Below are 20989 nucleotides of genomic sequence, written 5' to 3' on the forward strand. Positions count from 1 at the left end.
AGTCACAGACGTCGGCGTCAACGCACCGAGGGGGCACGGAAGATGGAGCGGTACCGAACACCACGACCGGGCACACCACACCATCGCACCCGACGGCTGCGCGCAGCCCTCCTCGCCCTCACGGCGACGAGCGGCCTACTGCTCACGGCCTGCAGTGCCGGCGGGTCCGAAAGCAGCAACAAGGCCTCGGACGGCAAGGCCAGGACCGGCTTCCCGGCCCCCGCACCGGCCCCGCAGAACAGCCAGGCCACCGGCGAACGGCAGGACGGCGAGAACTCCTACGCAAGCCCGTCCCCGTCCCCCGACTACCTCTCCACCTTCGCCCTCGACGTCGACACCGCCTCCTACGGCTACGCCCGCCGCACCCTCGCCGCAGGCGGACGCCCCGACCCCGCCACCATCCGCCCCGAGGAGTTCGTCAACAGCTTCCGCCAGGACTACGAACGCCCCGACGGCAACGGCTTCACGGTCACCGTCGACGGCGCCCGTACCGACGAGAAGAACTGGTCCCTGGTCCGCGTGGGCCTTGCCACCCGCCCGGCCGCCGAGACCGGCGAACGCCCCCCTGCAGCCCTCACCTTCGTCATCGACATCTCCGGCTCCATGTCCGAGCCCGGCCGTCTCGACCTCGCCCAGAAGTCCCTCGACACGATGACGGACCGCCTGCGCGACGACGACTCGGTCGCCATCGTCACCTTCAGCGACAAGGCCGAGCAGGTCCTGCCGATGACCCGCCTCGGCGGCCACCGGGGCGAGATCCACGACGCCATCGACAGCCTGGAGCCCACCTACTCCACCAACCTCGGCGCGGGCGTCGAGACCGGCTACGCCACCGCCGTCGAGGGCCGCCGCGAGGGCGCCACCAACCGCGTCGTCCTCGTCTCCGACGGCCTCGCCAACAATGGCGACACCGACCCGGACTCCATCCTCGACCGCATCTCCATGGCCCGCCGCGAGTACGGCATCACCCTCTTCGGCGTCGGAGTCGGCAGCGACTACGGCGACGCCCTCATGGAACGCCTCGCCGACAAGGGCGACGGCCACACCGTGTATGTGTCGGGGGAGGACGAGGCCCGCAAGGTCTTCTGCACCCAACTCCCGCAGAACATCGACCTGACCGCCCGCGACGCCAAGGCCCAGGTCGCCTTCGACCCCGGCACGGTCGCCGAGTTCCGCCTCGTCGGTTACGACGACCGCCGGGTCGCCGACGACGACTTCCGCAACGACCGCGTCGACGGCGGCGAGGTCGGCCCCGGCCACACGGTCACCGCCCTCTACGCCGTCCGCACCAGGCCCGGCGCCGACGGCCACCTCGCCACGGCCACCGTCCGCTGGCTCGACCCCGACACCCGCGACCCCCACGAGAAGTCCGGCGAACTGGAGACCGACGCCCTCCACTACTCCCTCCGGGACGCGAGCCCCCGCTTCCAGGTCACCGCCGTCGCCGCCTACTTCGCCGACGCCCTCCGCCAGGGCGACGACCGCTGGAACTTCCTCCCCGGCGACCCGGGCCTCGGCGAACTCCAGGACCGCGCCGAGCAGTTGGCGAAAAAGACCGAGGACAAGGACGTCCAGCAGCTGGCCGACGCGATAGAACAGGCCCACCGCGATCAGGACTAGAACACAGGACTAGAACACGGGACTAGAACATCAGTCCCGACATCGCCGACCCATTGACCTTTCCTTACTTGTGAGTAAGTTGACCTCCCAGTCCGAGCCGACCGGGAGCCGTCATGGGCGTACGCAAGGACCTCAAAAGGGCAAAACAGCGCACCGACCTTGCCTCCCGCACCAGGGTCGAGGTCACCAAGGACGAGGACGGCGTCGTACGCGAGGCCCGCACGCCGTCCCTCGCCCCGCGCGCCGCGACCGGCAGCACCGCCGACCTCCCCTACACCAACGCGGCCGAGGCCCCCGACGCCGTGGTGCTGCGCCGCAAGCACGACAACGGCAGCTGGCAGCCCGTGACCGCGGCGGCCTTCGCCCGCGAAGTCACCGCCGTGGCCAAGGGGTTGATCGCGGCAGGTCTCGAACCGGGCGGCCGGGTCGCCGTGATGTCCCGCACCCGCTACGAGTGGACGGTCCTCGACTTCGCGATCTGGGCGGCCGGCGGCCAGACCGTCCCGATCTACGCCACGTCCTCCACCGACCAGGTCGAGTGGATCGTCCGCGACTCCGACGCCCGCTTCGTCGTCACCGAAACCGTCGAGAACGCCGCCACGGTGACGACGGGCACGGCCCGCCACGAACGGCAGCCGCGGGTATGGCAGTTGGACGATGGGGCGCTCACGGACCTCACCACCCTCGGCCGCGACATCCCGGACGAGGAGGTCACCAAGCGCCGCACCGCCCTCACCCCCGGCACGATCGCGACCATCTGCTACACCTCCGGCACCACCGGAAAACCGAAGGGCTGCGTCCTCACCCACGCCAACCTGCACGCCGAGGCCGCCAACACGGTCGAGCTGCTCCACCCCATCTTCAAGGAGGTCACCCGCCAGACCGCCTCCACCCTGCTCTTCCTCCCCCTCGCCCATATCCTCGGCCGCACCCTCCAGATCGCCTGTCTGATGGCCCGCATCGAGATCGGCCACTGCCCCGGCATCAAGCCCGACGAACTCCGGCCCGCCCTCAAGGAGTTCCGCCCGACCTTCCTCGTCGGAGTCCCGTACCTCTTCGAGAAGATCCACGACACCGGCCGCGCGACCGCCGAGAAGATCGGCCGCGGGGCTTCGTTCGACCGCGCGGACCGCATCGGGGTGCGCTTCGGGGAGGCGTACCTCGACAAGTTCCTCGACCGGGGCAAGGGCCCGACCCCCGCTCTCTACGCCGCCTGGGCCCTGTACGACCTGCTGGTCTACCGCCGTATCCGCAAGGAACTCGGCGGCCGGATGCGCTACGCCATCAGCGGCGGCTCCCCGCTGGACCGCAACCTCAACCTGTTCTTCTACGCGGCCGGAATCATCGTCTACGAGGGCTACGGCCTGACGGAGACGAGCGCGGCCGCCACCATCGTCCCGCCCCTCGGGCCCCGCCCCGGCACCGTCGGCCCACCGGTCCCCGGCGCCACCGTCCGTATCGCCGACGACGGCGAGGTCCTCATCAAGGGCGGGATCGTCTTCGGCGCGTACTGGAACAACCCGGCCGCCACCGACGCCGTACTGAAGGACGAGTGGTTCGCCACCGGCGACCTCGGCTCCCTCGACGAGGACGGCTATCTCACCATCACCGGCCGCAAGAAGGACATCCTCGTCACCTCCGGCGGCAAGAACGTCTCCCCGGCCGTCCTGGAGGACCGCCTCCGCAGCCGCCCGCCGATCGGCCAGTGCATCGTCGTGGGCGACAACCGCCCCTTCGTCGCCGCCCTGATCACCCTCGACCCCGAGTCCGTCGCCCACTGGCTGGCGGTCCGCAGGCTGCCGGCCGACACGCCGATGTCCGAGGTCGTGCGGGATCCGCGGATGCGCGCCGACGTTCAGAGGGCCGTGGACTACGCCAACGAGGCCGTCTCCCGGGCGGAGTCGATCCGTTCCTTCGCCCTGGCCGAGGGCGAGTTCACGGAGGACAACGGTTTGCTCACCCCGTCGTTGAAGATCAGGCGGCACGCCGTGACGGCGGCGTACGCGGAGCAGATCGAGGCGCTGTACGGCGGCTGACGGCCTGCCAGGTCACTCTTGCGGGTGATCCATGGCCGGTCGTCTGACTCAAGTGGTGCAATTAAGTTACATATGACTATGTGTCACTAATGTGCGGAATTGCGGCAAAAGGAGGATGAATGACCCCTCGTCGCCGCCGGTCCGTCCACAGGCGGCTGGCGTTCATCACCGTCGGAGCGCTCGTGTCGGCCGCGCTCGCCTGGGGCCCGGCCTCGCCGGCCGACGCCGCCCGGCACTCCGACCTGCAGCGCGCCATCCCCGTGGTGCCTGCCGCACCGGGCCCGCCCGGCTCGCCCACGGACGTCACGCGTTCCTACTCGGTGGCCGATGTGCGGCGGGCCGCGTTCGGCGCGTTCCTCGACTCCGAGCCCGAAGGGCTGGTGCGTCTGAAGGAGTTCAGCGGCTGGCTGGGCGGCACCGAACTGCGCGTCGGGCACACCTATCTGCCGGGGGACGTGTGGGAGAACATCGAGGGCGGCTTCGGCTTCCTCGACAGCTGGGCCAATTGGCGGCTGGCCAAGCCCGACCGGCTGCTCGTGCTCAACGTTCCGCTGATGGAGCACAACGAGGCGCAGTTCTCCGACATCGCCGTCGCACGCCTGCTGCGGCGCGCCGCAGCAGGCGAGTTCGACGACCACTTCCAGCGGCTGGCGCAGCGCCTGGTGACCCTGGGCGCGACGGACACGGTCCTGGTGCTCGGCTGGGAGATGAACGGCAGCACCTACACCCACCGCTGCGGCCCCGACCCGGAGAGCTGGATCCGGTACTGGAGGCGCATCGTCACCGTCATGCGCTCGGTTCCCGGGCAGAAGTTCAGGTTCGACTTCGCCCCGAACCGGGGCGCCGACGCGGTGCCGTGGCCGAAGTGCTATCCCGGCGACGACTTCGTCGACATCGTCGGCATGGACTCGTACGACCAACCGCACGGAATGTCCTTCGACGAGGAGGTGTCCGAGCCCTACGGCCTGCAGTTCCAGGTGGACTTCGCGCGGCGTCACCACAAGCCGATCTCGTATCCGGAGTGGGGTCTGTACCGCAACGGCGACAACGTCACGTACATGCTGCGCATGCTCGCCTGGATGGACGAGCACAAGCCGCTGTACAACACGATCACCGACTACTGCCCGCACGGCGTGTGGGGGTGTACCGGCAATCCCCGGTCGGCTGCCACGTACCGCGCGGTGCTGGCCAGTTCCCTCCTGCCGGAGCCGACGCCGGGGCCCGTCGTCCCCGTCCCGCCCGCGCCCGTGACCCCCGAACCGCCGGAGCCGACACCGGTACCGTTGCCGACGCCGGTGCCCACGCCGCCGCCCCCGTCTTCACCGTGAGGGCTACCAGTGGTCCTTGGAGTCGGGGACCATCCGCCGGACCGACTTCGCCCCGCACTTGGCGGCCGCCGCGCAGACGGTGGCCGCCAGCAGCGGCGTCGTGCGCCGGGCGGCCAGCAGGAGACGCTGGTTGTGGACCGTCTCGGGGCACCAGCGGTACTTGTGCGGTTCGTCGCCGCGCATCAGGCTCAGCACCCGGCCCTCACCGGCGGAGGCGACATGGTCGGTGGAGGCGCGCAGCAGCATCGTCGCCACATCGACCTTGCGCTCCCGCAGACCCGGGTGGAAGCCGTACATGTAGTCGCCCAGCAGACTTGCCGACAGCAGATGCAGGTTGACCGCCACCACCACGCCCTCCAGCAGGAACTCCGTGACCGCGGCCTGCCCGGACCGGGCCATCGGGACCACCGACCGGACCAGGTGCTCCAGAAACTGCGGCCGGGTGTGCTCCGGTGTCATCTTCTTGCCCTGCCACTGCAGACGGTGCAGCTCCAGCAGGCGGCGCAGCGCGGTCTCCGTCTCGTCGTGGCCGACGACACGCCACTCGACACCGAGCCGGCCCAGCTTGTTCACCTTGTTGCGCACCCGCTGGGCGCGCGTCGGCGGCAGCCGCTTGACCAGCTCGGTCATGGGTACGGCGGGCAGTTCCAGGCAGGTCGAGTCGCGCAGCCGGCGGCGCGGACCGCGCCAGCGGCCGTAGACCTGCTCCACCGCGCTGCCCGGCCGGACCTCCCGGAAGTCGATCAGAGCGGTGCGGGCCGCGACGGCCAGGGCGTCCGCCAGCGCCCGGCTGCCGCTCTCGGCCTCCTTCTCGTCGAGCAGGACGTCGCAGAAGTCGGAGATGGCGCCGCCGATCGGCACCAGCTTCGGCAGTGGCCGCCGCACACGCATCAGCGGTGCGGCGGCCACCAGTTCACCGTCCCGGCGGACCAGGAAGAGCCGCAGCCCGTCGGGTGTGCCGTACGACAGCCACCAGGAGTGCAGCCAGGCGTGGCTCTGGAACGGCGTCGCCGACGGGCAGGCCTCGTGCAGCCGGCCCCACTGCTCGGCCAGCCCGGCGAACGTGCGCTCGTCGGTGCACAGTTCCACCGAGAGCGCTTGGCCGGACGCGGTCATCCGAGGGTCCCGCGGGCATCCGCGGCATGGGTCGGGGCGGGCACCGTCGCCTGCCCGGGGCCGTCCTCCGCCTCCTCGGCCCGCCGCGGCCGGGCCAGCAGCAACAGGCCGCCCAGCAGCCCTCCGGCGCTCCCGCCCACGAGCGAGGTCAGCTTCCAGGAGGCGGACGACGGCTCGGCGGGCCGCATGGCACGGGCGAGCCGTTCGAGCCGGATGCCGGTGGCGGCCTTGGTGTGGCCCGCCTGTGTGACCAGCGCGCCGGACACGGCGTTGGCGATGTCCGTGGCCTGCCCGGGGTTCGACGAGGTCGCCGAGACCGAGATCATCGGCGCGTCGGGCGAGGTCGCGACCTGCACGCTCCTGCGCAGCGTCGAGGCCGGTACGCCCGCCTCCAGCTGTGCGTCCCCGAGCACCGCGAGCTGCGGGGCCACCCGGCCGTACGCCTGCGCGAAGCCGAGCGCGTCGGCGCAGTCGACGTCGGACCGGCCGCCGGCCGCCACGGCGACGACGGAGCTCGTCGCCGTGTACTGCGGCGGCTTCACCAGTCCGTACGCGCCGCCTGCCACGGCACCGAGCAGCGCGCCGGCCGGCAGCAGCCACCACGCGGGCAGCCGCTTCACCCGGGCGCGCTCATGGCGGGGCAGGTGGGCACGCTGAGCGGGGTTGTCGGTCATGGAGAACTCACTTCCAGGGTCGAGCCGGCCAGAGCGGCCGTGTAGACATCCATCAACTGGCGGGCGCTGCACGCGATGTCGTAGCGGTGCACGGCGTCCGGGGCGGTGCGCTCGTCCGGCCCCGCCGCCCGCAGCCGCAGCAGCTCCCGTACGTACGCCCCCGTGGAGCCGGTGACGCGCCGGGCACCGGGTGCCGCGTCCGGCGGCAGGTCCTCGACGGCGGGGCAGCTCGCGTACAGCACGGGGAGCCCGGCCGCCAGCGCCTCCACCACGGCCAGCCCGAAGGCCTCCTCGGTCGACGGCGAGGCGAGCACATCCATCGCGGACAGCAGGTCGACCAGGCCGGGCGCGTCGTCGCGGGGATGGGGCAGATACGGCCGCTCGCCCGTCAGCACCACCCGGTCCGCGACGCCCAGGTTCCGGGCGGTGCGCCGGAGCGCCGCCTCCTCGGGCCCGCCGCCCACCAGCAGCAGTCGTACGTCGCCGGGCAGCCGGGACAGCGCCCGCAGCAGCAGGTCGAAGCGTTTGCCGGGGGCGAGCCGTCCCACCCCGCCGACGACGTACGCGTCCTCCGGCAGTCCGTAGTGCATCCGGGCCTCCTTGCGGCCCACCTCGTCGAAGCGGAAGCGGGGCGCGTCGATGCCGTTCGGGATGACGCGGATGCGCGGCTCCGGCACGCCCCAGTGGCGCAGCCGCTCGGCCACCGTCGGCGAGACGGCGACCGTGGTGCAGCCGAGGCGCTCGCCGGCCAGATACAGCGCGCGGACGCCCGCGGTCAGCGGCCGGCCCTCCAGCCGGGTGTCGCCGATCGAGTGCTCGGTGGCCACCACGGCCCGGACTCCCGCCAGCCGCGCGGCGATCCGGCCGTAGAGACAGGCCCGGTAAAGGTGGGTGTGGACGAGGTCGTAGCCGCCGGCCCGGATCAGCCGGGTGAGGCGGGGCAGCGCGCCGAGGTCGCGGTTGCCGCCCATCCCGAGGTGGGTGACGCGGACCCCGTCGGCGGCCAGGCCCGCGGCGACCGGGCCGGGGTTGGTCAGGGTCACCACGTCGCACTGCGCGGGAAGGTGCCGCAGCAACAGGCGCAGCTGCTGTTCCGCCCCGCCGACGCCGAGGCCGGTGATGATGTGCAGGGCCCTCACACGGCCTCCACGGAGCGGCCGAAGAGCCGGGCCAGGCGTCGCTTCAGCTCCAGCCGTGCCGCGTTGTCGACCTGCCCGACGTGGATGCGGGGCAGCGCGAAGTCGCCGCAGCCGTCCGGGCCGGGGGTGATCCCGCAGGCGTAGCGGTAACCGGCCCGGCGCACCGCGGCGGCGACGCGCTCGTCGAGATAGCCGTACGGGTAGCAGAAGCCCTCGATGTCGCTGCCGGTGATCCCGGCGAGCAGATGGCGGCTGTCGTTGACCTCGGTGTGCAGCATGGCGTCCGTGGTCTTGGTCAGATCGAGGTGGGTCAGACCGTGCGAGGCGATCTCCATGCCCGCGGCCACGGCGCGGCGGATGCCGGCCACGTCGAGCAGCGGCTTGCGCGGCCCGAGCGGCTCCCAGGCGTTCTCGCCGCCGATCCGCCCGGGCAGCACGAACACGGTCGCCGTGAAACCCCAGCGGCACAGCACGGGCAGCGCGTCGCCCGCGAAGTCGGCATATCCGTCGTCGAAGGTGAGCCCCACCAGGCCGCGCTCGGTGCCACGGGCGCGCGCCGCGAGCAGTTCCCGCATGCTCACCCCGCGCAGGCCGCGGCTCGACATCCAGGCGAGCTGGCGGTCGAGGCGGGCGGGCGTGACAGTGACGTTGTACGGGTCCTCCGGGCAGTCCGAGACGGAGTGGTACATGGCCACCCAGACGGCGGGACCCCGCTTGGCCCGTCTTCTCGCGGACGATCTGGGATCGGGTTCGGCCTTGGGCGGTGCAGCGGAGACGTCAGCGACCATGACCCAGCTTTCGTGTGACGGAGTGACGGAGTGACTGTGCGACGGGAAGCAGAAGAGACCGGGTGTCCGCCGCGTCGAGGACCCAGGCCAGCAGCAGGAAGACGACGGTCACGCAGGTGCAGCAGGCGGCGACGGACGCGGCGGGTGAGGTGAACAGCCCCGCCACCAGCAGCCCGGCTCCGGTGGCGCACACGGCGGCGCACACCGGCCGGACCAGTTCGGCGACGACCCGGCGCACGCGCACCGGAACATTGCGCGGCCCCAGGCCGTGCAGCATGAGCAGTGCGGTGAGGGTGATGCCGGTGGCGTTGGCAGCGGCGATGCCGCACGCACCCCAGGGCCCTACGGCCCAGGCGCCGATGACGACGGTGGCCAGCGCCCCCACGCCCATCGCGCCCAGCGGGAACCAGGTGGTACGGCCGGCCGCGAAGTACGACCGTACGAGCGCCCCCACCAGCGTCTGCCCGAGCAGCCCGGCCGCGTACACCCGCATGACCGCGGCGGTCGCGGCGGTGTCCTGCGCCGTGAACGCCCCGCGCTGGAAGAGCAGTTGGACGATCTGCGGCGCACAGGCCATGACCACCGCGGCGCCCAGCAGCACGAGACAGGCCATCAGCAGCAGATCCCGCTCGACCCGGTCCCGGGCCCGCCGTGTGTCGCCCTCGGCGATGGCCTGCGCCACCACCGGGAAGGTGACGATGCACACCATCATCGACAGCGACATCGGCAACTGGGCGATCTTCTGGGCGTAGTTGAGGTGCGAGATGGCACCGGCGGGCAGCGCGGAGGCGAAGTAGCGCTCGATGAGGACCTGCGACTGCCGGCACAGCGCGAACAGCAGCACCGCGCAGACGAGGCCGGGCGCGAGCGGCCGCCCGCCGTCCTCCTCGTACGCACGGTCGTTCCGGCCGGGCCGCCCTGCGATCCGGCGCGCCAGCGACGGAGTCTGTACGGCGACCATGAGGCACCCGCCGAGGGCGACCCCCAGAGCGGCGGACCGCACGCCCCACTGCGCACCGAGGACGAACATCGTGGAGATGATCGCGACGTTGTACGCGATGTAGATCGCGCCGGGGGCGAGATACGAACGGTGCGCCCGCAGCGCCGCACTGCAGTACCCGGCCAGCCCGAAGCTCAGCACACAGGTCGCGGTCAGCCGGGTGCAGGAGACGGCGAGGGCCGGGTCGGGCAGACCGGGCGCGAGGGCGGAGACCAGCAGCGGTGCCCCGGCCACCAGCGCGGCGGCCGTGGCGGCGAAGGCGAGGCACAGCCGCGGCAGCGAGGCGGAGACCAGGGCGTGCACCGGGTCGGGAGCACTGTTGCCGAGCGCCCGCCGCGCCAGCGCCACGCTGAACGCGGGCACCAGCACAAACGCCATGCCCTCCTCGATCAGCAGGGTCGCCGCCAGTTCGGGCACGGTCCAGGCCACCAGGAACGCATCGGTCTCCGCACCGGCACCGAAGAGATGCGCAAGCGCCTGGTCCCGCGCCAGACCGAGAACCGCCCCGGCCATGGACAGCGCGGCGGACAGCAGCGTCGCCCGGGCGATGAAGCGGGCCGAGGGGGTGTCCGCCCGCAGGCCGGCAGCTGCGCCGGGGCGGCTGTCCGCAGGGAGCGCGCTGTCGACGCCGTCCACGTCTGTCGCGTCGGAGGCGCCCGCGGTCTTCGCGGGTCCGGGGTTCACCGCGGGCCCGATTCCGCGGCGGGGCCCGCAGGGTCCGGCGAAGTCCGCGACGGCACGGCAGCCCCCTTAAGGGGCGCGGGGAACTGCGCGACCAGCCACGACGGCGCGGCAGACGACCGACGACACATCACGGCCCCGCGGCGTAGCCGCAATTCCGCACCGCCGGTGGAGCGCCCCGCCAGCGACCACCAGGCGGCAACGCCGAAGCACAGGCCCGTCAGCGTGGTGGAGGGGCCGCCGATGTCGGAGTACAGAAAGTTCACCAGCTGCCACATCAACAGCCCGCACGCCGCGACCCCGCAGTCCCGGGCATGCGGCGCCCGCCGCAGCCGCCGCAGCGCGCACACCAGCAGGGCGAGCCAGCTGCCCGCGACGGTGAGCAGTCCCAGCAGGCCCTGCTCGCTCAGGAGCAGCATGTACATGTTGTGCGGGGACAGCAGGGGCTGGCGCCGGAAGGCCTGGCCATCGCCCTCCGTGTCGCTGCCCGCCGACAGTGCGAGCGAGGCGTGCGAGTCCCGGTAGGCGGGAAAGGCCTTCAGGCCCACGCCCCGCAGCGGGTGCTCGTGCCACATGTCGACGGACGCCGCCCACATGGTGTAGCGGTCGATGACCGACTGGTCCGGAGTGCCGGCGACCTGGGTGATGCTGGTCAGCCGCTCCTGCAGCGCCGAGCCGCCCACGCCGAACCCGCCCACCAGCACCACCGAGGCCGCGGCCGCCGCCGCGAACACCTTCACCGCCCGCCGCACCCCGGCCAGCAGCAGTTGAACCCCGCAGGTCACGGCCGTGGCGATCCAGGACCCCCGGCTGAAGGACAGCGCGAGCGGCACGAGCAGCGCCAGCGCACAGACGGCCGCCGCCACCCGCTGCCGCCGCCCACCGGTCCCGAGCGCGAGACCGGTCAGGGCCACCACCCCGGACGCGACGACGGCCGCCATCCCCATCACGTCGTGCGGCCCGAACGTGCCCACCGCCCGGATGTAGGCCCCCTTGTACGAGGCCCCGGTCCCGGTCAGGTACTGGTGCACCCCGACCGCCCCCTGCCACAGCGCGAGACCGGCCAGCCCCCAGAGCACCAGCCGGGCGTCGCGCCGGTCGCGCAGCAGCAGCACCATCGCGAGCGGGACGAGCACGAACACCTGGAGGTAGCGGGCCAGTCCGGTGATCGCGTCGCCGGGCGTCACCGCCCCGGCCGCGGACACCGCGATACCCACCACGGGCAGCCCGAGCACGACCGCCGCCGTCCGCGTCAGCGGCCGCCGCGCCTGTCGCACGGTGCATACGGCGGCCCACAGCAGGACCAGCCCGCAGGCCAGGTCGGCGGGTGTGGCACCGCTGTCCGTCTCGGCCGGCAGCCCCATGAGGGCGATCACCGCCAGGACGGGCAGCACGGGAGCGGCCCGGTGCAGCGCCGACAGCGGCCACGCGAGCGGTACGGAGGCCGCCGAGAGTCTGTCCGCAAACCCCCGTCGTCCGCCCGAAGGGCGGGCGCCGCGGCGCCCGGTGCGTGCGATCGCAAGGCGCCGGAGCGCCCTCGTGGCGGAGCCACGCGGGCGTTTCGGCAACGCCGCGAGCGTGCGTGCCGGACGTCGCGGCGCAGGCGGGGGTTTGCGGACAGGCTCTGAGGGAGTGCTCACCCGCGCTCAGCTCCCCGTCGGCCGGACGAACAGCACCGCCGTACGCGCCAGGATGCAGATGTCCTGCCACAGCGACCAGTTGTCGATGTAGGCGTTGTCGAAGCGGCACCGGTCCTCGATGGAGGTGTCGCCGCGCAGCCCGTGGATCTGGGCCAGCCCGGTGATCCCGGTCGGCATCCGGTGACGCTCCCGGTAACCCGGATAGGCCTGGCTGAACTTGGCGACGAAATAAGGCCGTTCGGGCCTGGGCCCGACCAGGCTCATGTCTCCGCGGCAGACGTTCCACAGCTGCGGCAGCTCGTCCAGCGAGGTGCGCCGCAGGAACTGGCAGAAGCGGCTCATCTCGTGCTCGTTCGCCACACTCCAGCGGGTCGCCGCCTCGTGCGCGCTGGCGGGCCGGTGGGTGCGGAACTTCAGCAGGGTGAACGGCCGCCCGTCCTTGCCGATCCGCTCCTGCCTGAACAGCACGCCGGGCCCGTCCATGACCCGCAGCACCGTCGCGCACACCAGCAGCACCGGGCAGGCCAGCAGCAGCAGCGAGCCCGACAGAGCCATGTCGAGCACCCGCTTGCCCACGCCGACCCGCCGCCGACCGCGTCCCGGACACAGCAGCCTGCGCGGGAAACCCGCCAGATGCCCGGCTCCTTCGCGCCGCCCGCCGAGGCCGTACGACGGCGCGTCCGCGTCCAGTTCCCACACGACGCATCCGTACGCGGCGAGATCCCGCAGCAGAGCGGTCTTCTCCACCCGGGTGGCAGCGCCCACGACGAGCACGGTCTCCACACCGTTCTGGATGGCCGCCCGACGCGCGTCCTGATCCGTGGTCAGCACCGGCAGCTCGGGGCCGCCTTCGCCGGACAGGGCCAGAACGCCCAGGGCGTGGGCGTCGCCGACCACGCCCACCGGCCGTACCCCGCAGCCCGGTTGGCGCAGCAACGCGGCCGCGACATGCCGGGCCGCCGCCACCGGACCGACCACCAGGGCGGGATCGGGCCGGCGCCGTCGCGTCCGCCGCCCGTGCACCACGGCGCGGCCCGCGCAGGCCGCGGCGCAGTGCACGGCGAACCCGGCGGCCAGCACCACCGGCGGCAGCGGCCGCAGCGGGGAGAGCACCCCCACCCCGGCCCAGCCGGCGCCGATCCGCCCGCAGACGGCGGGAAGTTCGTCGAGCACACCGCGCGCAAAGGAGCTGTCGTACAGGCGGGCGCGCCGGTTCAGCCCGATCACACCGAACGCCAGCAGGGCGATGACCAGCGGATACCTCGGGGCGCCGGGCACGAGAAGGACCCCCAGCAGGGCGGCACCGCCGTCGACGAGCGGCAGGGTCACCCGGAAGGCCTGCCGCGGCCGGCGGCCTCTGCGTCCGGCGGGCAGTCGGCGTCCGGCTGCGGGGCCGCGCGGGGCGAGAACGGAGACAGCGCGCTCTGCCGCCCGCGGCTGCTGCCCCGTAGGAGGGGGAACGGTACTTTCCGCAGTCATCTGGTGATGCACTTCCTGCTCTAGTTGGGTACGACGACCGGCGCGACAACGACGCCGAGCAATTCGCGGTACACGTCGGTCACGGCGTCCGCCGCCTGCCGGAGGTCGTGAGCGGCGAGCACATGCCGGCGGCCCTGCGCGCCCAGCGCCGCGCGCAGCTGCTCGTCCCTGAGCAGCGCCGTCAGCGCCCGGGCCAGCGCGCCGGGGTCCTCCGGCGGCACCAGGCAGTACGGCAGCTGCTCGGCCGGCAGGCTCTCGCGCGCCCCGTCCACGTCCGTGACGACGACCGGCCGGGCGCACGCCATCGCCTCCAGCGGGGCGAGCGCCATGCCCTCCCAGCGGGACGGCAGGACCACGACGTCGGCGGCCCGATACCAGAGGGCGGCGTCGGGCGCGGCACCGGCGAACAGCACCGAAGCGGGCGCACCGGAGCGCAGCCGGTCCGCGTCCGGACCGTCGCCGACCAGCACCAACCGGGCGCCGGCCAGCTGCCGTTCCACCTCGGGCCACGCCTGCAGAAGCACGTCCTGCCCCTTCTGGCGGCACAGCCGGCCCACGCACACGACGAGCGGCCCCGGGCCGGACCGGGCGTCGTCCCCCTCCGGCCGGAACCGATGCGTGTCGACACCGTTGGGGACCACGCGCCACGGAGCGCTGATTCCACACCGCTCCCCGGTACGCCGCTCCGCCTCGCTGACGCACAGAACGCGCGTCGCCCACCGTGCCCCTGACCGCTCCCAGCCCAGCGCCAGCCGCGCGACGATTCCGTTCGCGGCCTCGAACGACCAGGCGTGCGGCTGGAAGACGGTCGGGATACGTCCGCGTACGGCGAGCCGGGCCGCGAGTCCCGCCTTCGCGCTGTGGGCGTGCACCAGATGTGGCCGCGCCTCGCGCAGGATCCGCGCCAACCGCCGTACCTCGCCGGGCAGTCGGTGCCCCGGCGAACGGGTCGCGCCCCAGTGGAGCACCGTGCAGCCCGGGGTGCGCAGGGTGTCCGCCAGCGTGCCGCCTGCCGGACAGGCCACGGTCACCCGCAGCCCGGCGGCGAGCTGAGCCTCCACCAGGTCCGTCACGACCCGCGCGACACCGCCCTCGACGGGCTGGGTGACATGCAGGATGTGCGGCACGCGTGGGGAAATACGCATGAGCGAGGATGCCCTTCCGAACAAAAGAGAGGTTCGTTGTTCAACCGGCATCGCTGAAATCACGAGGTGAGCCACACTAGCCGCTCACCCGTATTTATCTGCGAACCGGTCATCTGTGTCGGAATGGTGGCGTTTCCATGGGCTATTTGTCGCCCTGGATCACCCATTTGGAGTTACGGCGACGGCAACAGGGTTTCCCGGAAGCCCCGCTCTCGTTAGGCCGGGCGAAGACGACTTACGAAAGAAAGGCACACGATGAAGACTCTGAAGGCTGCCGCCGTCGTAGCCGGCTCCCTCGCCATTGCCGGTGTCGCCGGCTCCGCGGTCGCGGCGGACATGCCGGCCGGGGGCCTCGTGGACAGCGGAAAGACGGTCGCGAGCGGTGTCCCCACGGCAGCCAAGGTGTCGACGGGCTTCGTGGGCGACAACGTCGGTCAGGTGGCGCAGAGCGTGAAGGACAGCGTGAAGGGCAGCATGAAGGAGGCGGGAATGAAGGGCCCCGTCGTCGGTGGCACCCTGCCGAACCCCGCGCTGCCGGCGACCCCTGCCGGCGGCAAGCTGCTGGGCGGGCTTCCGGCGGTCGGCAAGTAGCCGGTCCGAAAGGCACGGCGACAACTTCTCTGCCCATGGGGCGGACGATTCGGGTCGGCTCCGCATTCCCCGGGGTCGGCCCTTCGGCATATGCGGGGGGAGCGTACTGCGATCACGCTTCGTGCGCTGGGCCAAACGAACGACACGGGGTGACCGCAAGCGACAGGGCGCCGTTATCCCCATTGGAATGACCCGGTGGAGCGCCTTTCCCTCCTTGTTGGCGCGCTCTTCGGCGGCCACCTCCTGACCGCGGGGCCTGTCTGCGACTGACGCAGACGGGCCCCGCGGGCTTATGCGCGGAGCCTTTTTGTAAATCGATTTGCAAAACTCGATTTACAAAACGATGGTGAAAGGCACCGAAAAGCCCGATGGCGGTCCACCGGAAATCCGGTGGACCGCCATCGCGTGAAGTGCGACTCAGAAGAGCAGGCCGCCCGCGTACGGGGCGTTCTGCGACTGGTCGACGGCCGCCGTGTTGCAAGCGGCGTAGTGCGAGTTCGGAGCCACGATGCCGCCCATGACGGCGCCGTTGGACCAGGGAGCGATGCAGCGACCGTCGATCAGCGAGCCGTTGACGACGGCGATGCCCTGCTGCGGCTGGTTCACGACGATCGGGGACTGCGAGAAGCCGTTGCCGCCGGTGACGGTGGTGTTGGAGTCGTCGGCCGCGGCGGCGCCACCGGCCGCGAGCACGAGGCCCGCGGCGAGGGCGGAAATGACCGTAACCTTGTTACGCATAGGATGCGCCTTTCGGTGGGGCGATGGGGAGTTCCGTGCTCCGAATTGCTCGGAGCAGGTCAGAAGAGCAGGCCACCCGCGTACGGGGCGTTCTGCGACTGGTCGATCTTCGCCGTGTTGCAGGCCGCGTAGTGCGAGTTCGGGGCCGCGACGCCGCCCATGACGGAACCGTTGGACCACGGCGCGACGCAACGGAGGTCGGCGACCGAGCCGTTGACGACGGCAACCCCCTGCTGGGGAGCGTTGACGACGACCGGGGACGACGAGAATCCGCCGCCACCCGAGGCGTCGGTGCAGTCTTCGGCCGCGGCGGTGCCGGCCGCCGCGAGCACGAGGCCCGCGGCGAGGGCGGAAATGGCCGAAACCTTGTTACGCATGAGTTGCGCCTTTCCGAGCTGTTTTGGGTGATGCACCTGCTCCGAGTTACTCGGAGCAGGTCAGAAGAGCAGGCCGCCCGCGTACGGGGCGTTCTGCGACTGGTCGACGGCCGCCGTGTTGCAGGCCGCGTAGTGCGAGTTCGGGGCTACGACGCCGCCGAGCACGGACCCGTTGGACCACGGGGCGATGCAACGACCGTCGATGAGCGTCCCGTTGACAACCAGAACACCCTGCTGAGGGGCGTTCACGACGACCGGCGACTCCGCAAAGCCGCTGCCGCCCTTCACGGTGGTGGTGTTGTCGTTGGCCGAGGCAAAACCGACGCTGCTGACCATAGCGCCGAGGGTGAGGGCAGTGATGACCGCGAACTTCCTGGGCAACTCAGTTTCCTTCCTCAATTCACCGTTGCGCACGCTTGCATACCAGGAAACCTTGATATGCGCGTATAAGTCACGGGACTGGCGCCTAAACAAGGTTTATTCCGTCGGATGGCGCAATGCCGCACGTTCCGGGGGGCTGGGCCGGAATGGATGCAGAATCCGTGTGGCGTAAATGAATGACAATCCGAAGACGGAACGGGCGCCGACATGTGTCCGGCCCACCGGAAGGGAGAGGGCCGGTGGGCCGGACAGCTGGTTCGGGGGGTGCGGGGCTGAAGCAGCGGGAGCTTTCGCCGGTACGGCCGGCTCCTACGGTTTCCGTCTCGTCACTTGCTGAGCAGGCTGCCCAGCCCGGCCGAGGTCGGAGCCTGCAGCGGGTGGACCTGGACGACGCCGTTGCCGGCCGGGTTCTTCACCGGAATCGTGGGCTTCTTGGCGGCGTTCGGGTCCATGCCGTCCAGGTATACGCCCGAGACGCCCGGCGTCTTCTGCTTGTCGAAGGCGCTGCCGTTGGCGAGCTTGCCGTTGCGGGCCAGCCGCGACACGACGTCGGCCGCGGGCACGACCGCCGGAGTCACCTTGGTCGGGGACATGAGACCGAGCAGGCCGCCCGACGAGGCCGGTACGGCCGGTGGGGTGGCGGCCGACGCCGCGACGGCTGACCCACCCACGAGGCCCGCGCCGATGGCCAAAGCCGCAGTGGTGAAAATTGCCTTCTTCATGATTCACCTCGGTTGAAAGTTACCTCTGAGCCGACGGCTGGAGAACATAGCAGTCCAAGGCCGCCGTAAAAGCGATGCGTTACTCCATACGCATGAAAGTCAGAGGGGTGAACAATGCTTTGCGTACGGTGTCGTCAAAGGGATTCACATGGTCGGTGAATAAATTGATCGTATGGTGGGTGCGGCTTCGACCGGATGGGTAGTGTGAAAGAGGAATTCCAGCAGTGCGGCAGGTACTTCGGCCGGGGCGGCCGCTTTGCGGCCCTACCCTCACCGCCATGACCGCCGACAGCGCCAAGTCCACGCCGACCGCGTCCCCTGCCATCGCCACCGGCAGGTCGCTCCTGTGGTCGGAGGAGTTCGACACCCCCATCGCCTGGGGGGCCAAATGGGTCGGCGACCGGACCAGCGCCTACCGCTACGGCAACCACAATCCGGACGACAACAAACTCGACTGGCTCAGCCCCGGCCGTGTGACCGTCTCCGAAGGCGTGGCCGTCTTCACCGCCGCCCCGGCCGGCCACACGCTTGAGAACGGTGAGCAGGCCTGGCACACCGGCCTGCTCACCACCGAGTACTCCGCCGAGGGCTTCGAGGTGAGGACCGGTGACTACGCGGAGACCCGCGTCAAACTGCCCTCAGGTACCGGCGCTTGGCCCGCGCTGTGGACCTGGAAGGACGGCGAGAACGAGATCGACACCTTCGAGTACCACCCGGACAACCCCCATCTGCTGGAGCTGTCCAACCACGTCAACCACGCCTGCGCGTACCACACCGATGCCGACGCGATCGCCCCGGACGAGTGGGTGACCATCGGCAGTTGCTACGGCGAGCACTCGGTCGACTGGTACGTCAACGGCGAACGGGTCTTCCGCGACGGCACCGGCGTGGGAGCCGACTGGTCGGCGTATCTGATCCTGAATCTGTCGCTGAGCGCCGGGCGGCACCACCCGGCCCCCTCCGGTCCGGGCCCGGTCACCTTCGCTGCCGACTACCTCCGCGTCTATCGCTGAGTGTTCCCCCAACGGGTCGTATGTCGAAAGGAACTCCCATGCGTGAACTGCCCGTACGGCGCCTCGCGTCCACCGCTCTGTGCGCCTTCCTGCTGGTCGGCATCGCCGGTCCGGCCGCCGTCGCCGCCGACTCCGTACGAGAACGGACCCCCGCGTCGTCCAGCGGGCCCGTGCCCGGCGCGGACGGGCTGCTCGCCCAGGTCAAGAACCTCGGCGAGCTCGGCGATGTGCTCCCTCCGGTGACCAAGCTGCTCAACGCGGTGCTCAAGGCCGACAGCGGCCATCTGTCCGTCGCCGAGGCGCAGAAGCTCGTCGACGCGGTGAAGGACGCCATCGCCAAGATCACCCCGGCGACGGCCAAGGACCTCAAGGGCGACACGCTCACCGCCCTGAAGAAGGCGGTCGACACCCTGCTCGCGGCCATCACCTCGGGCGACGACGACAAGGTCGCCCCGGCCGTCACCGGCGTGGTGACCGCTCTGGCCAGGGTCCTCGCCGCGACCGCGGTCGGGTGACCCGAGAGGCTGCCGGCCCTCGGTCCGGCCGCGCGTTCGCCCTGCTGCTGGTGGTCACGGGCGCGGCGGGGCTGCTGGCCTCCTGGGTCATCACCGTCGACGAGTTCAAGCTGCTTCGGAACCCCGGCTTCGTCCCGGGGTGCAGTCTGAACCCGGTGGTGTCCTGCGGCAGCGTGATGAAGAGCGACCAGGCCTCGGTCTTCGGATTCCCCAACCCGATGCTGGGCCTGGTGGCCTACTCCGTCGTGATCTGCGTCGGCGTCAGTCTGCTGGCCGGGGCCGCGTTCCCCGGCTGGTACTGGCTGGCCTTCGAGGCGGGCTGTCTGTTCGGGATCGGGTTCGTGTCGTGGCTGCAGTTCGAGTCGCTGTACCGGATCGGTGCGCTGTGCCTGTGGTGCTGTCTGGCCTGGGCCGCGACGATCCTGCTGTTCTGGTACGTGACGTCCTTCAACGTAAGGAGCGGCTTCCTGCCCGCGCCGGGCCTGCTGAAGGCCCTCTTCGCGGACTTCACCTGGGTGGTTCCGGTCCTGCACATCGGAGTCGTCGGAATGCTGATCCTGACCCGTTGGTGGGATTTTTGGACGAAATGACCTATTGGTTCCGTCGGCGCCCCGGGTGCGCGCAGCATCGTATGGCCGTACCGGTGTTGGGCGTACGAGGGAGCGAGCCATGGTCGTCAGTGCCGACGGAGTACCGATGGGCGGGGAGCAGCGGGCGAGGCAGGCGATAAGGCGCCGGGTGCTCGCCTCCATCGCCGCTCTCGCGCTCGCACCCGTCCTCGCCGCCTCGCGCGTCCCGCGGCGCGTCGCCGGCTCCGGGGGCGCGGCGGAATCGGCCTTCGACGAGATCTACCGCGGCCGTCGCATCCGGGGCGCCCCGCTCGCCGCCGCCGGAACCCGCGCCGGCGGCCATGCGTGGCAGGTCACCGTGGACGGCCACCCGCTGCATCTGATGCGCCGCTCCGACGGCACCTGGCTGAGCATGGTCAACCACTACAGCTCGTACCGGACCTCGCTGGCGGCGACCCGGGCGGCCGTCGACGAACTCGGCCCCGGGCAGGGGCTGCGCGACCTGGCGCCGGGCCCGCTCGGCGGGGCCCCCATGCACATGGGGGAAGACCATGACGTACGTGCGTAAGGACGTGAGCAGGCTCACGCGCGACGAGCGGCGCCGGTTCGTCAACGCGCTGCTCCAGATCAAATGGCGGGGAGAGTACGACGAGTTCGTGCGGATGCACATCGCGTACTACACCTCCGACGGCGAGCGGGGCCTGCGGTCGGCCCATATGGGGCCGTCCTTCCTGCCCTGGCACCGCCGCTTCCTGCTGGACCTGGAGCGGGCGCTGCAACGGGTCGATCCGTCGGTGACGGTGCCGTACTGGGACTGGACGCGGGACCGTTCGGCGATGTCCGTGCCCTGGACCGACGACCTCCTCGGCGGCAACGGGCGCAGCTTCGACCGCCAGGTCGTCACCGGGCCGTTCGCCTATGTGCAGGGCTACTGGCCCATCAGGGAGGGCATCATCGACGCCGTGTTCCTCACCCGGGACCTCGGCCGCGCCCGCGACCCCATCGAGCTGCCGACGGAGGAGGACCTCGAGACGGCGCTCGACGACCCGGTCTACGACACCCCGCCCTGGGACTCCACCTGCGTGGAGGGGTTCCGCAACAAGCTGGAGGGGTGGGGGACCGGGGAGGACACCGCCGCCCTGCACAACCACAACCTCGTCCATCGCTGGGTCGGCGGTGCCATGGTCGGCGGCGCCTCCGTCAACGACCCCGTGTTCTGGCTGCACCACGCCTTCGTCGACCTGCAGTGGACCCGCTGGCAGCAACGGCACGGGCCGGGGAGCACGGGCTATCTGCCGACCTACCCGCCGGGTCCCGACAGCGAGCAGCGCGGGCGGATCGTCGCCCGGCACGAGCGGATGCCGCCGTGGGGCGTGACGCCGGACGAGATGGAGGACGTGAGCTGGATCTATCAGTACGACTGACCAGTCCTTCCAG

Annotated in this window: 21 protein-coding genes; 9 read left to right on the plus strand and 12 right to left on the minus strand. The window is 71.3% G+C overall.

Annotated features, from left to right (window positions below; all coding sequences use genetic code 11):
- Positions 1-42 precede the first annotated feature (42 nt).
- The 3 genes from P2Q00_RS15275 (at position 43) to P2Q00_RS15285 (ending at position 4984) form a co-directional block, all read left to right on the plus strand.
- Positions 43-1620, plus strand: coding sequence for a vWA domain-containing protein (locus P2Q00_RS15275; protein ID WP_275773029.1), 1578 nt, complete (start codon positions 43-45; stop codon positions 1618-1620).
- 113 nt (positions 1621-1733) lie between these two features.
- On the plus strand, positions 1734-3656 hold the full coding sequence (locus P2Q00_RS15280; RefSeq protein ID WP_275773030.1) for an AMP-dependent synthetase/ligase: 1923 nt from the start codon (positions 1734-1736) through the stop codon (positions 3654-3656).
- Between the two features lie 119 nt (positions 3657-3775).
- Positions 3776-4984 carry a glycoside hydrolase family 26 protein gene (locus P2Q00_RS15285; protein ID WP_275773031.1) on the plus strand — a complete coding sequence of 403 codons (1209 nt, stop codon included), beginning with the start codon at positions 3776-3778 and terminating at the stop codon, positions 4982-4984.
- A gap of 3 nt (positions 4985-4987) precedes the next feature.
- Here P2Q00_RS15285 and P2Q00_RS15290 read toward each other — a convergent pair whose 3' ends face one another.
- The 8 genes from P2Q00_RS15290 to P2Q00_RS15325 all read right to left on the minus strand — a co-directional run bounded on the left by P2Q00_RS15290 (position 4988) and on the right by P2Q00_RS15325 (position 14646).
- Positions 4988-6100, minus strand: coding sequence for a GNAT family N-acetyltransferase (locus tag P2Q00_RS15290; RefSeq protein ID WP_275773032.1), 1113 nt, complete (start codon positions 6098-6100; stop codon positions 4988-4990).
- Positions 6097-6774, minus strand: coding sequence for a YveK family protein (locus P2Q00_RS15295; protein WP_275773033.1), 678 nt, complete (start codon positions 6772-6774; stop codon positions 6097-6099). The genes P2Q00_RS15290 and P2Q00_RS15295 overlap by 4 nt, the downstream gene beginning before the upstream one ends.
- On the minus strand, positions 6771-7913 hold the full coding sequence (locus P2Q00_RS15300; RefSeq protein WP_275773034.1) for a glycosyltransferase: 1143 nt from the start codon (positions 7911-7913) through the stop codon (positions 6771-6773). The genes P2Q00_RS15295 and P2Q00_RS15300 overlap by 4 nt, the downstream gene beginning before the upstream one ends.
- Positions 7910-8701 (minus strand): polysaccharide deacetylase family protein, encoded by a 792-nt coding sequence (locus P2Q00_RS15305; RefSeq protein WP_275773035.1) that lies wholly within the window; start codon positions 8699-8701, stop codon positions 7910-7912. Before P2Q00_RS15305 ends, P2Q00_RS15300 begins: the two co-directional genes overlap by 4 nt.
- Complete coding sequence (gene murJ, locus P2Q00_RS15310) at positions 8691-10385, minus strand: murein biosynthesis integral membrane protein MurJ (RefSeq protein ID WP_275773036.1); 1695 nt, start codon at positions 10383-10385, stop codon at positions 8691-8693. Before murJ ends, P2Q00_RS15305 begins: the two co-directional genes overlap by 11 nt.
- Positions 10382-11803, minus strand: a complete 1422-nt coding sequence (locus P2Q00_RS15315; protein ID WP_275773181.1) for an O-antigen ligase family protein — start codon at positions 11801-11803, stop codon at positions 10382-10384. Before P2Q00_RS15315 ends, murJ begins: the two co-directional genes overlap by 4 nt.
- Before the next feature lie 225 nt (positions 11804-12028).
- A complete protein-coding gene (locus P2Q00_RS15320; RefSeq protein WP_275773037.1) occupies positions 12029-13501 on the minus strand; it encodes an exopolysaccharide biosynthesis polyprenyl glycosylphosphotransferase in 1473 nt (490 codons plus the stop codon).
- Positions 13502-13521: 20 nt separating this feature from the next.
- Complete coding sequence (locus tag P2Q00_RS15325) at positions 13522-14646, minus strand: glycosyltransferase family 4 protein (protein ID WP_275773038.1); 1125 nt, start codon at positions 14644-14646, stop codon at positions 13522-13524.
- Between the two features lie 255 nt (positions 14647-14901).
- On the opposite strand from P2Q00_RS15325, the gene P2Q00_RS15330 reads away from it, so the two are divergent.
- Positions 14902-15237 carry a hypothetical protein gene (locus P2Q00_RS15330; RefSeq protein ID WP_275773039.1) on the plus strand — a complete coding sequence of 112 codons (336 nt, stop codon included), beginning with the start codon at positions 14902-14904 and terminating at the stop codon, positions 15235-15237.
- 417 nt (positions 15238-15654) lie between these two features.
- Here P2Q00_RS15330 and P2Q00_RS15335 read toward each other — a convergent pair whose 3' ends face one another.
- The 4 genes from P2Q00_RS15335 to P2Q00_RS15350 all read right to left on the minus strand — a co-directional run bounded on the left by P2Q00_RS15335 (position 15655) and on the right by P2Q00_RS15350 (position 17455).
- On the minus strand, positions 15655-15975 hold the full coding sequence (locus P2Q00_RS15335) for a hypothetical protein (protein WP_275773040.1): 321 nt from the start codon (positions 15973-15975) through the stop codon (positions 15655-15657).
- A 59-nt stretch (positions 15976-16034) separates the two neighbouring features.
- The gene (locus P2Q00_RS15340) at positions 16035-16352 is read right to left on the minus strand and encodes a hypothetical protein (RefSeq protein WP_275773041.1); all 318 of its coding nucleotides are present in this window, start codon (positions 16350-16352) and stop codon (positions 16035-16037) included.
- 60 nt (positions 16353-16412) lie between these two features.
- Positions 16413-16733, minus strand: a complete 321-nt coding sequence (locus P2Q00_RS15345; RefSeq protein WP_275773042.1) for a hypothetical protein — start codon at positions 16731-16733, stop codon at positions 16413-16415.
- A 326-nt stretch (positions 16734-17059) separates the two neighbouring features.
- Positions 17060-17455, minus strand: coding sequence for a hypothetical protein (locus P2Q00_RS15350; RefSeq protein WP_275773043.1), 396 nt, complete (start codon positions 17453-17455; stop codon positions 17060-17062).
- A 278-nt stretch (positions 17456-17733) separates the two neighbouring features.
- Here P2Q00_RS15350 and P2Q00_RS15355 point away from each other — a divergent pair, with 278 nt between their 5' ends.
- The 5 genes from P2Q00_RS15355 to P2Q00_RS15375 all read left to right on the plus strand — a co-directional run bounded on the left by P2Q00_RS15355 (position 17734) and on the right by P2Q00_RS15375 (position 20976).
- On the plus strand, positions 17734-18468 hold the full coding sequence (locus P2Q00_RS15355; RefSeq protein ID WP_275773044.1) for a glycoside hydrolase family 16 protein: 735 nt from the start codon (positions 17734-17736) through the stop codon (positions 18466-18468).
- 38 nt (positions 18469-18506) lie between these two features.
- Positions 18507-18983, plus strand: a complete 477-nt coding sequence (locus tag P2Q00_RS15360; RefSeq protein WP_275773045.1) for a hypothetical protein — start codon at positions 18507-18509, stop codon at positions 18981-18983.
- Positions 18980-19573, plus strand: coding sequence for a vitamin K epoxide reductase family protein (locus tag P2Q00_RS15365; protein ID WP_275773046.1), 594 nt, complete (start codon positions 18980-18982; stop codon positions 19571-19573). The genes P2Q00_RS15360 and P2Q00_RS15365 overlap by 4 nt, the downstream gene beginning before the upstream one ends.
- Before the next feature lie 79 nt (positions 19574-19652).
- The gene (locus tag P2Q00_RS15370) at positions 19653-20120 is read left to right on the plus strand and encodes a tyrosinase family oxidase copper chaperone (RefSeq protein WP_275773047.1); all 468 of its coding nucleotides are present in this window, start codon (positions 19653-19655) and stop codon (positions 20118-20120) included.
- Positions 20104-20976 carry a tyrosinase family protein gene (locus P2Q00_RS15375; RefSeq protein WP_275773048.1) on the plus strand — a complete coding sequence of 291 codons (873 nt, stop codon included), beginning with the start codon at positions 20104-20106 and terminating at the stop codon, positions 20974-20976. Before P2Q00_RS15370 ends, P2Q00_RS15375 begins: the two co-directional genes overlap by 17 nt.
- Positions 20977-20989 lie beyond the last annotated feature (13 nt).

Origin of the sequence: Streptomyces coacervatus (assembly GCF_029223485.1) — a bacterium.
In the GTDB taxonomy this organism is placed as follows: domain Bacteria; phylum Actinomycetota; class Actinomycetes; order Streptomycetales; family Streptomycetaceae; genus Streptomyces; species Streptomyces coacervatus.

Bases quoted from the DNA above. Each gene is read 5' to 3' on its own strand.
- P2Q00_RS15275 (WP_275773029.1), top strand. From the start codon at position 43: ATGGAGCGGTACCGAACACCACGACCGGGCACACCACACCATCGCACC.
- P2Q00_RS15280 (WP_275773030.1), top strand. From the start codon at position 1,734: ATGGGCGTACGCAAGGACCTCAAAAGGGCAAAACAGCGCACCGACCTT.
- P2Q00_RS15285 (WP_275773031.1), top strand. From the start codon at position 3,776: ATGACCCCTCGTCGCCGCCGGTCCGTCCACAGGCGGCTGGCGTTCATC.
- P2Q00_RS15290 (WP_275773032.1), bottom strand. From the start codon at position 6,100: ATGACCGCGTCCGGCCAAGCGCTCTCGGTGGAACTGTGCACCGACGAG.
- P2Q00_RS15295 (WP_275773033.1), bottom strand. From the start codon at position 6,774: ATGACCGACAACCCCGCTCAGCGTGCCCACCTGCCCCGCCATGAGCGC.
- P2Q00_RS15305 (WP_275773035.1), bottom strand. From the start codon at position 8,701: ATGGTCGCTGACGTCTCCGCTGCACCGCCCAAGGCCGAACCCGATCCC.
- P2Q00_RS15320 (WP_275773037.1), bottom strand. From the start codon at position 13,501: ATGACTGCGGAAAGTACCGTTCCCCCTCCTACGGGGCAGCAGCCGCGG.
- P2Q00_RS15325 (WP_275773038.1), bottom strand. From the start codon at position 14,646: ATGCGTATTTCCCCACGCGTGCCGCACATCCTGCATGTCACCCAGCCC.
- P2Q00_RS15330 (WP_275773039.1), top strand. From the start codon at position 14,902: ATGAAGACTCTGAAGGCTGCCGCCGTCGTAGCCGGCTCCCTCGCCATT.
- P2Q00_RS15335 (WP_275773040.1), bottom strand. From the start codon at position 15,975: ATGCGTAACAAGGTTACGGTCATTTCCGCCCTCGCCGCGGGCCTCGTG.
- P2Q00_RS15340 (WP_275773041.1), bottom strand. From the start codon at position 16,352: ATGCGTAACAAGGTTTCGGCCATTTCCGCCCTCGCCGCGGGCCTCGTG.
- P2Q00_RS15350 (WP_275773043.1), bottom strand. From the start codon at position 17,455: ATGAAGAAGGCAATTTTCACCACTGCGGCTTTGGCCATCGGCGCGGGC.
- P2Q00_RS15355 (WP_275773044.1), top strand. From the start codon at position 17,734: ATGACCGCCGACAGCGCCAAGTCCACGCCGACCGCGTCCCCTGCCATC.
- P2Q00_RS15360 (WP_275773045.1), top strand. From the start codon at position 18,507: ATGCGTGAACTGCCCGTACGGCGCCTCGCGTCCACCGCTCTGTGCGCC.
- P2Q00_RS15370 (WP_275773047.1), top strand. From the start codon at position 19,653: ATGGTCGTCAGTGCCGACGGAGTACCGATGGGCGGGGAGCAGCGGGCG.
- P2Q00_RS15375 (WP_275773048.1), top strand. From the start codon at position 20,104: ATGACGTACGTGCGTAAGGACGTGAGCAGGCTCACGCGCGACGAGCGG.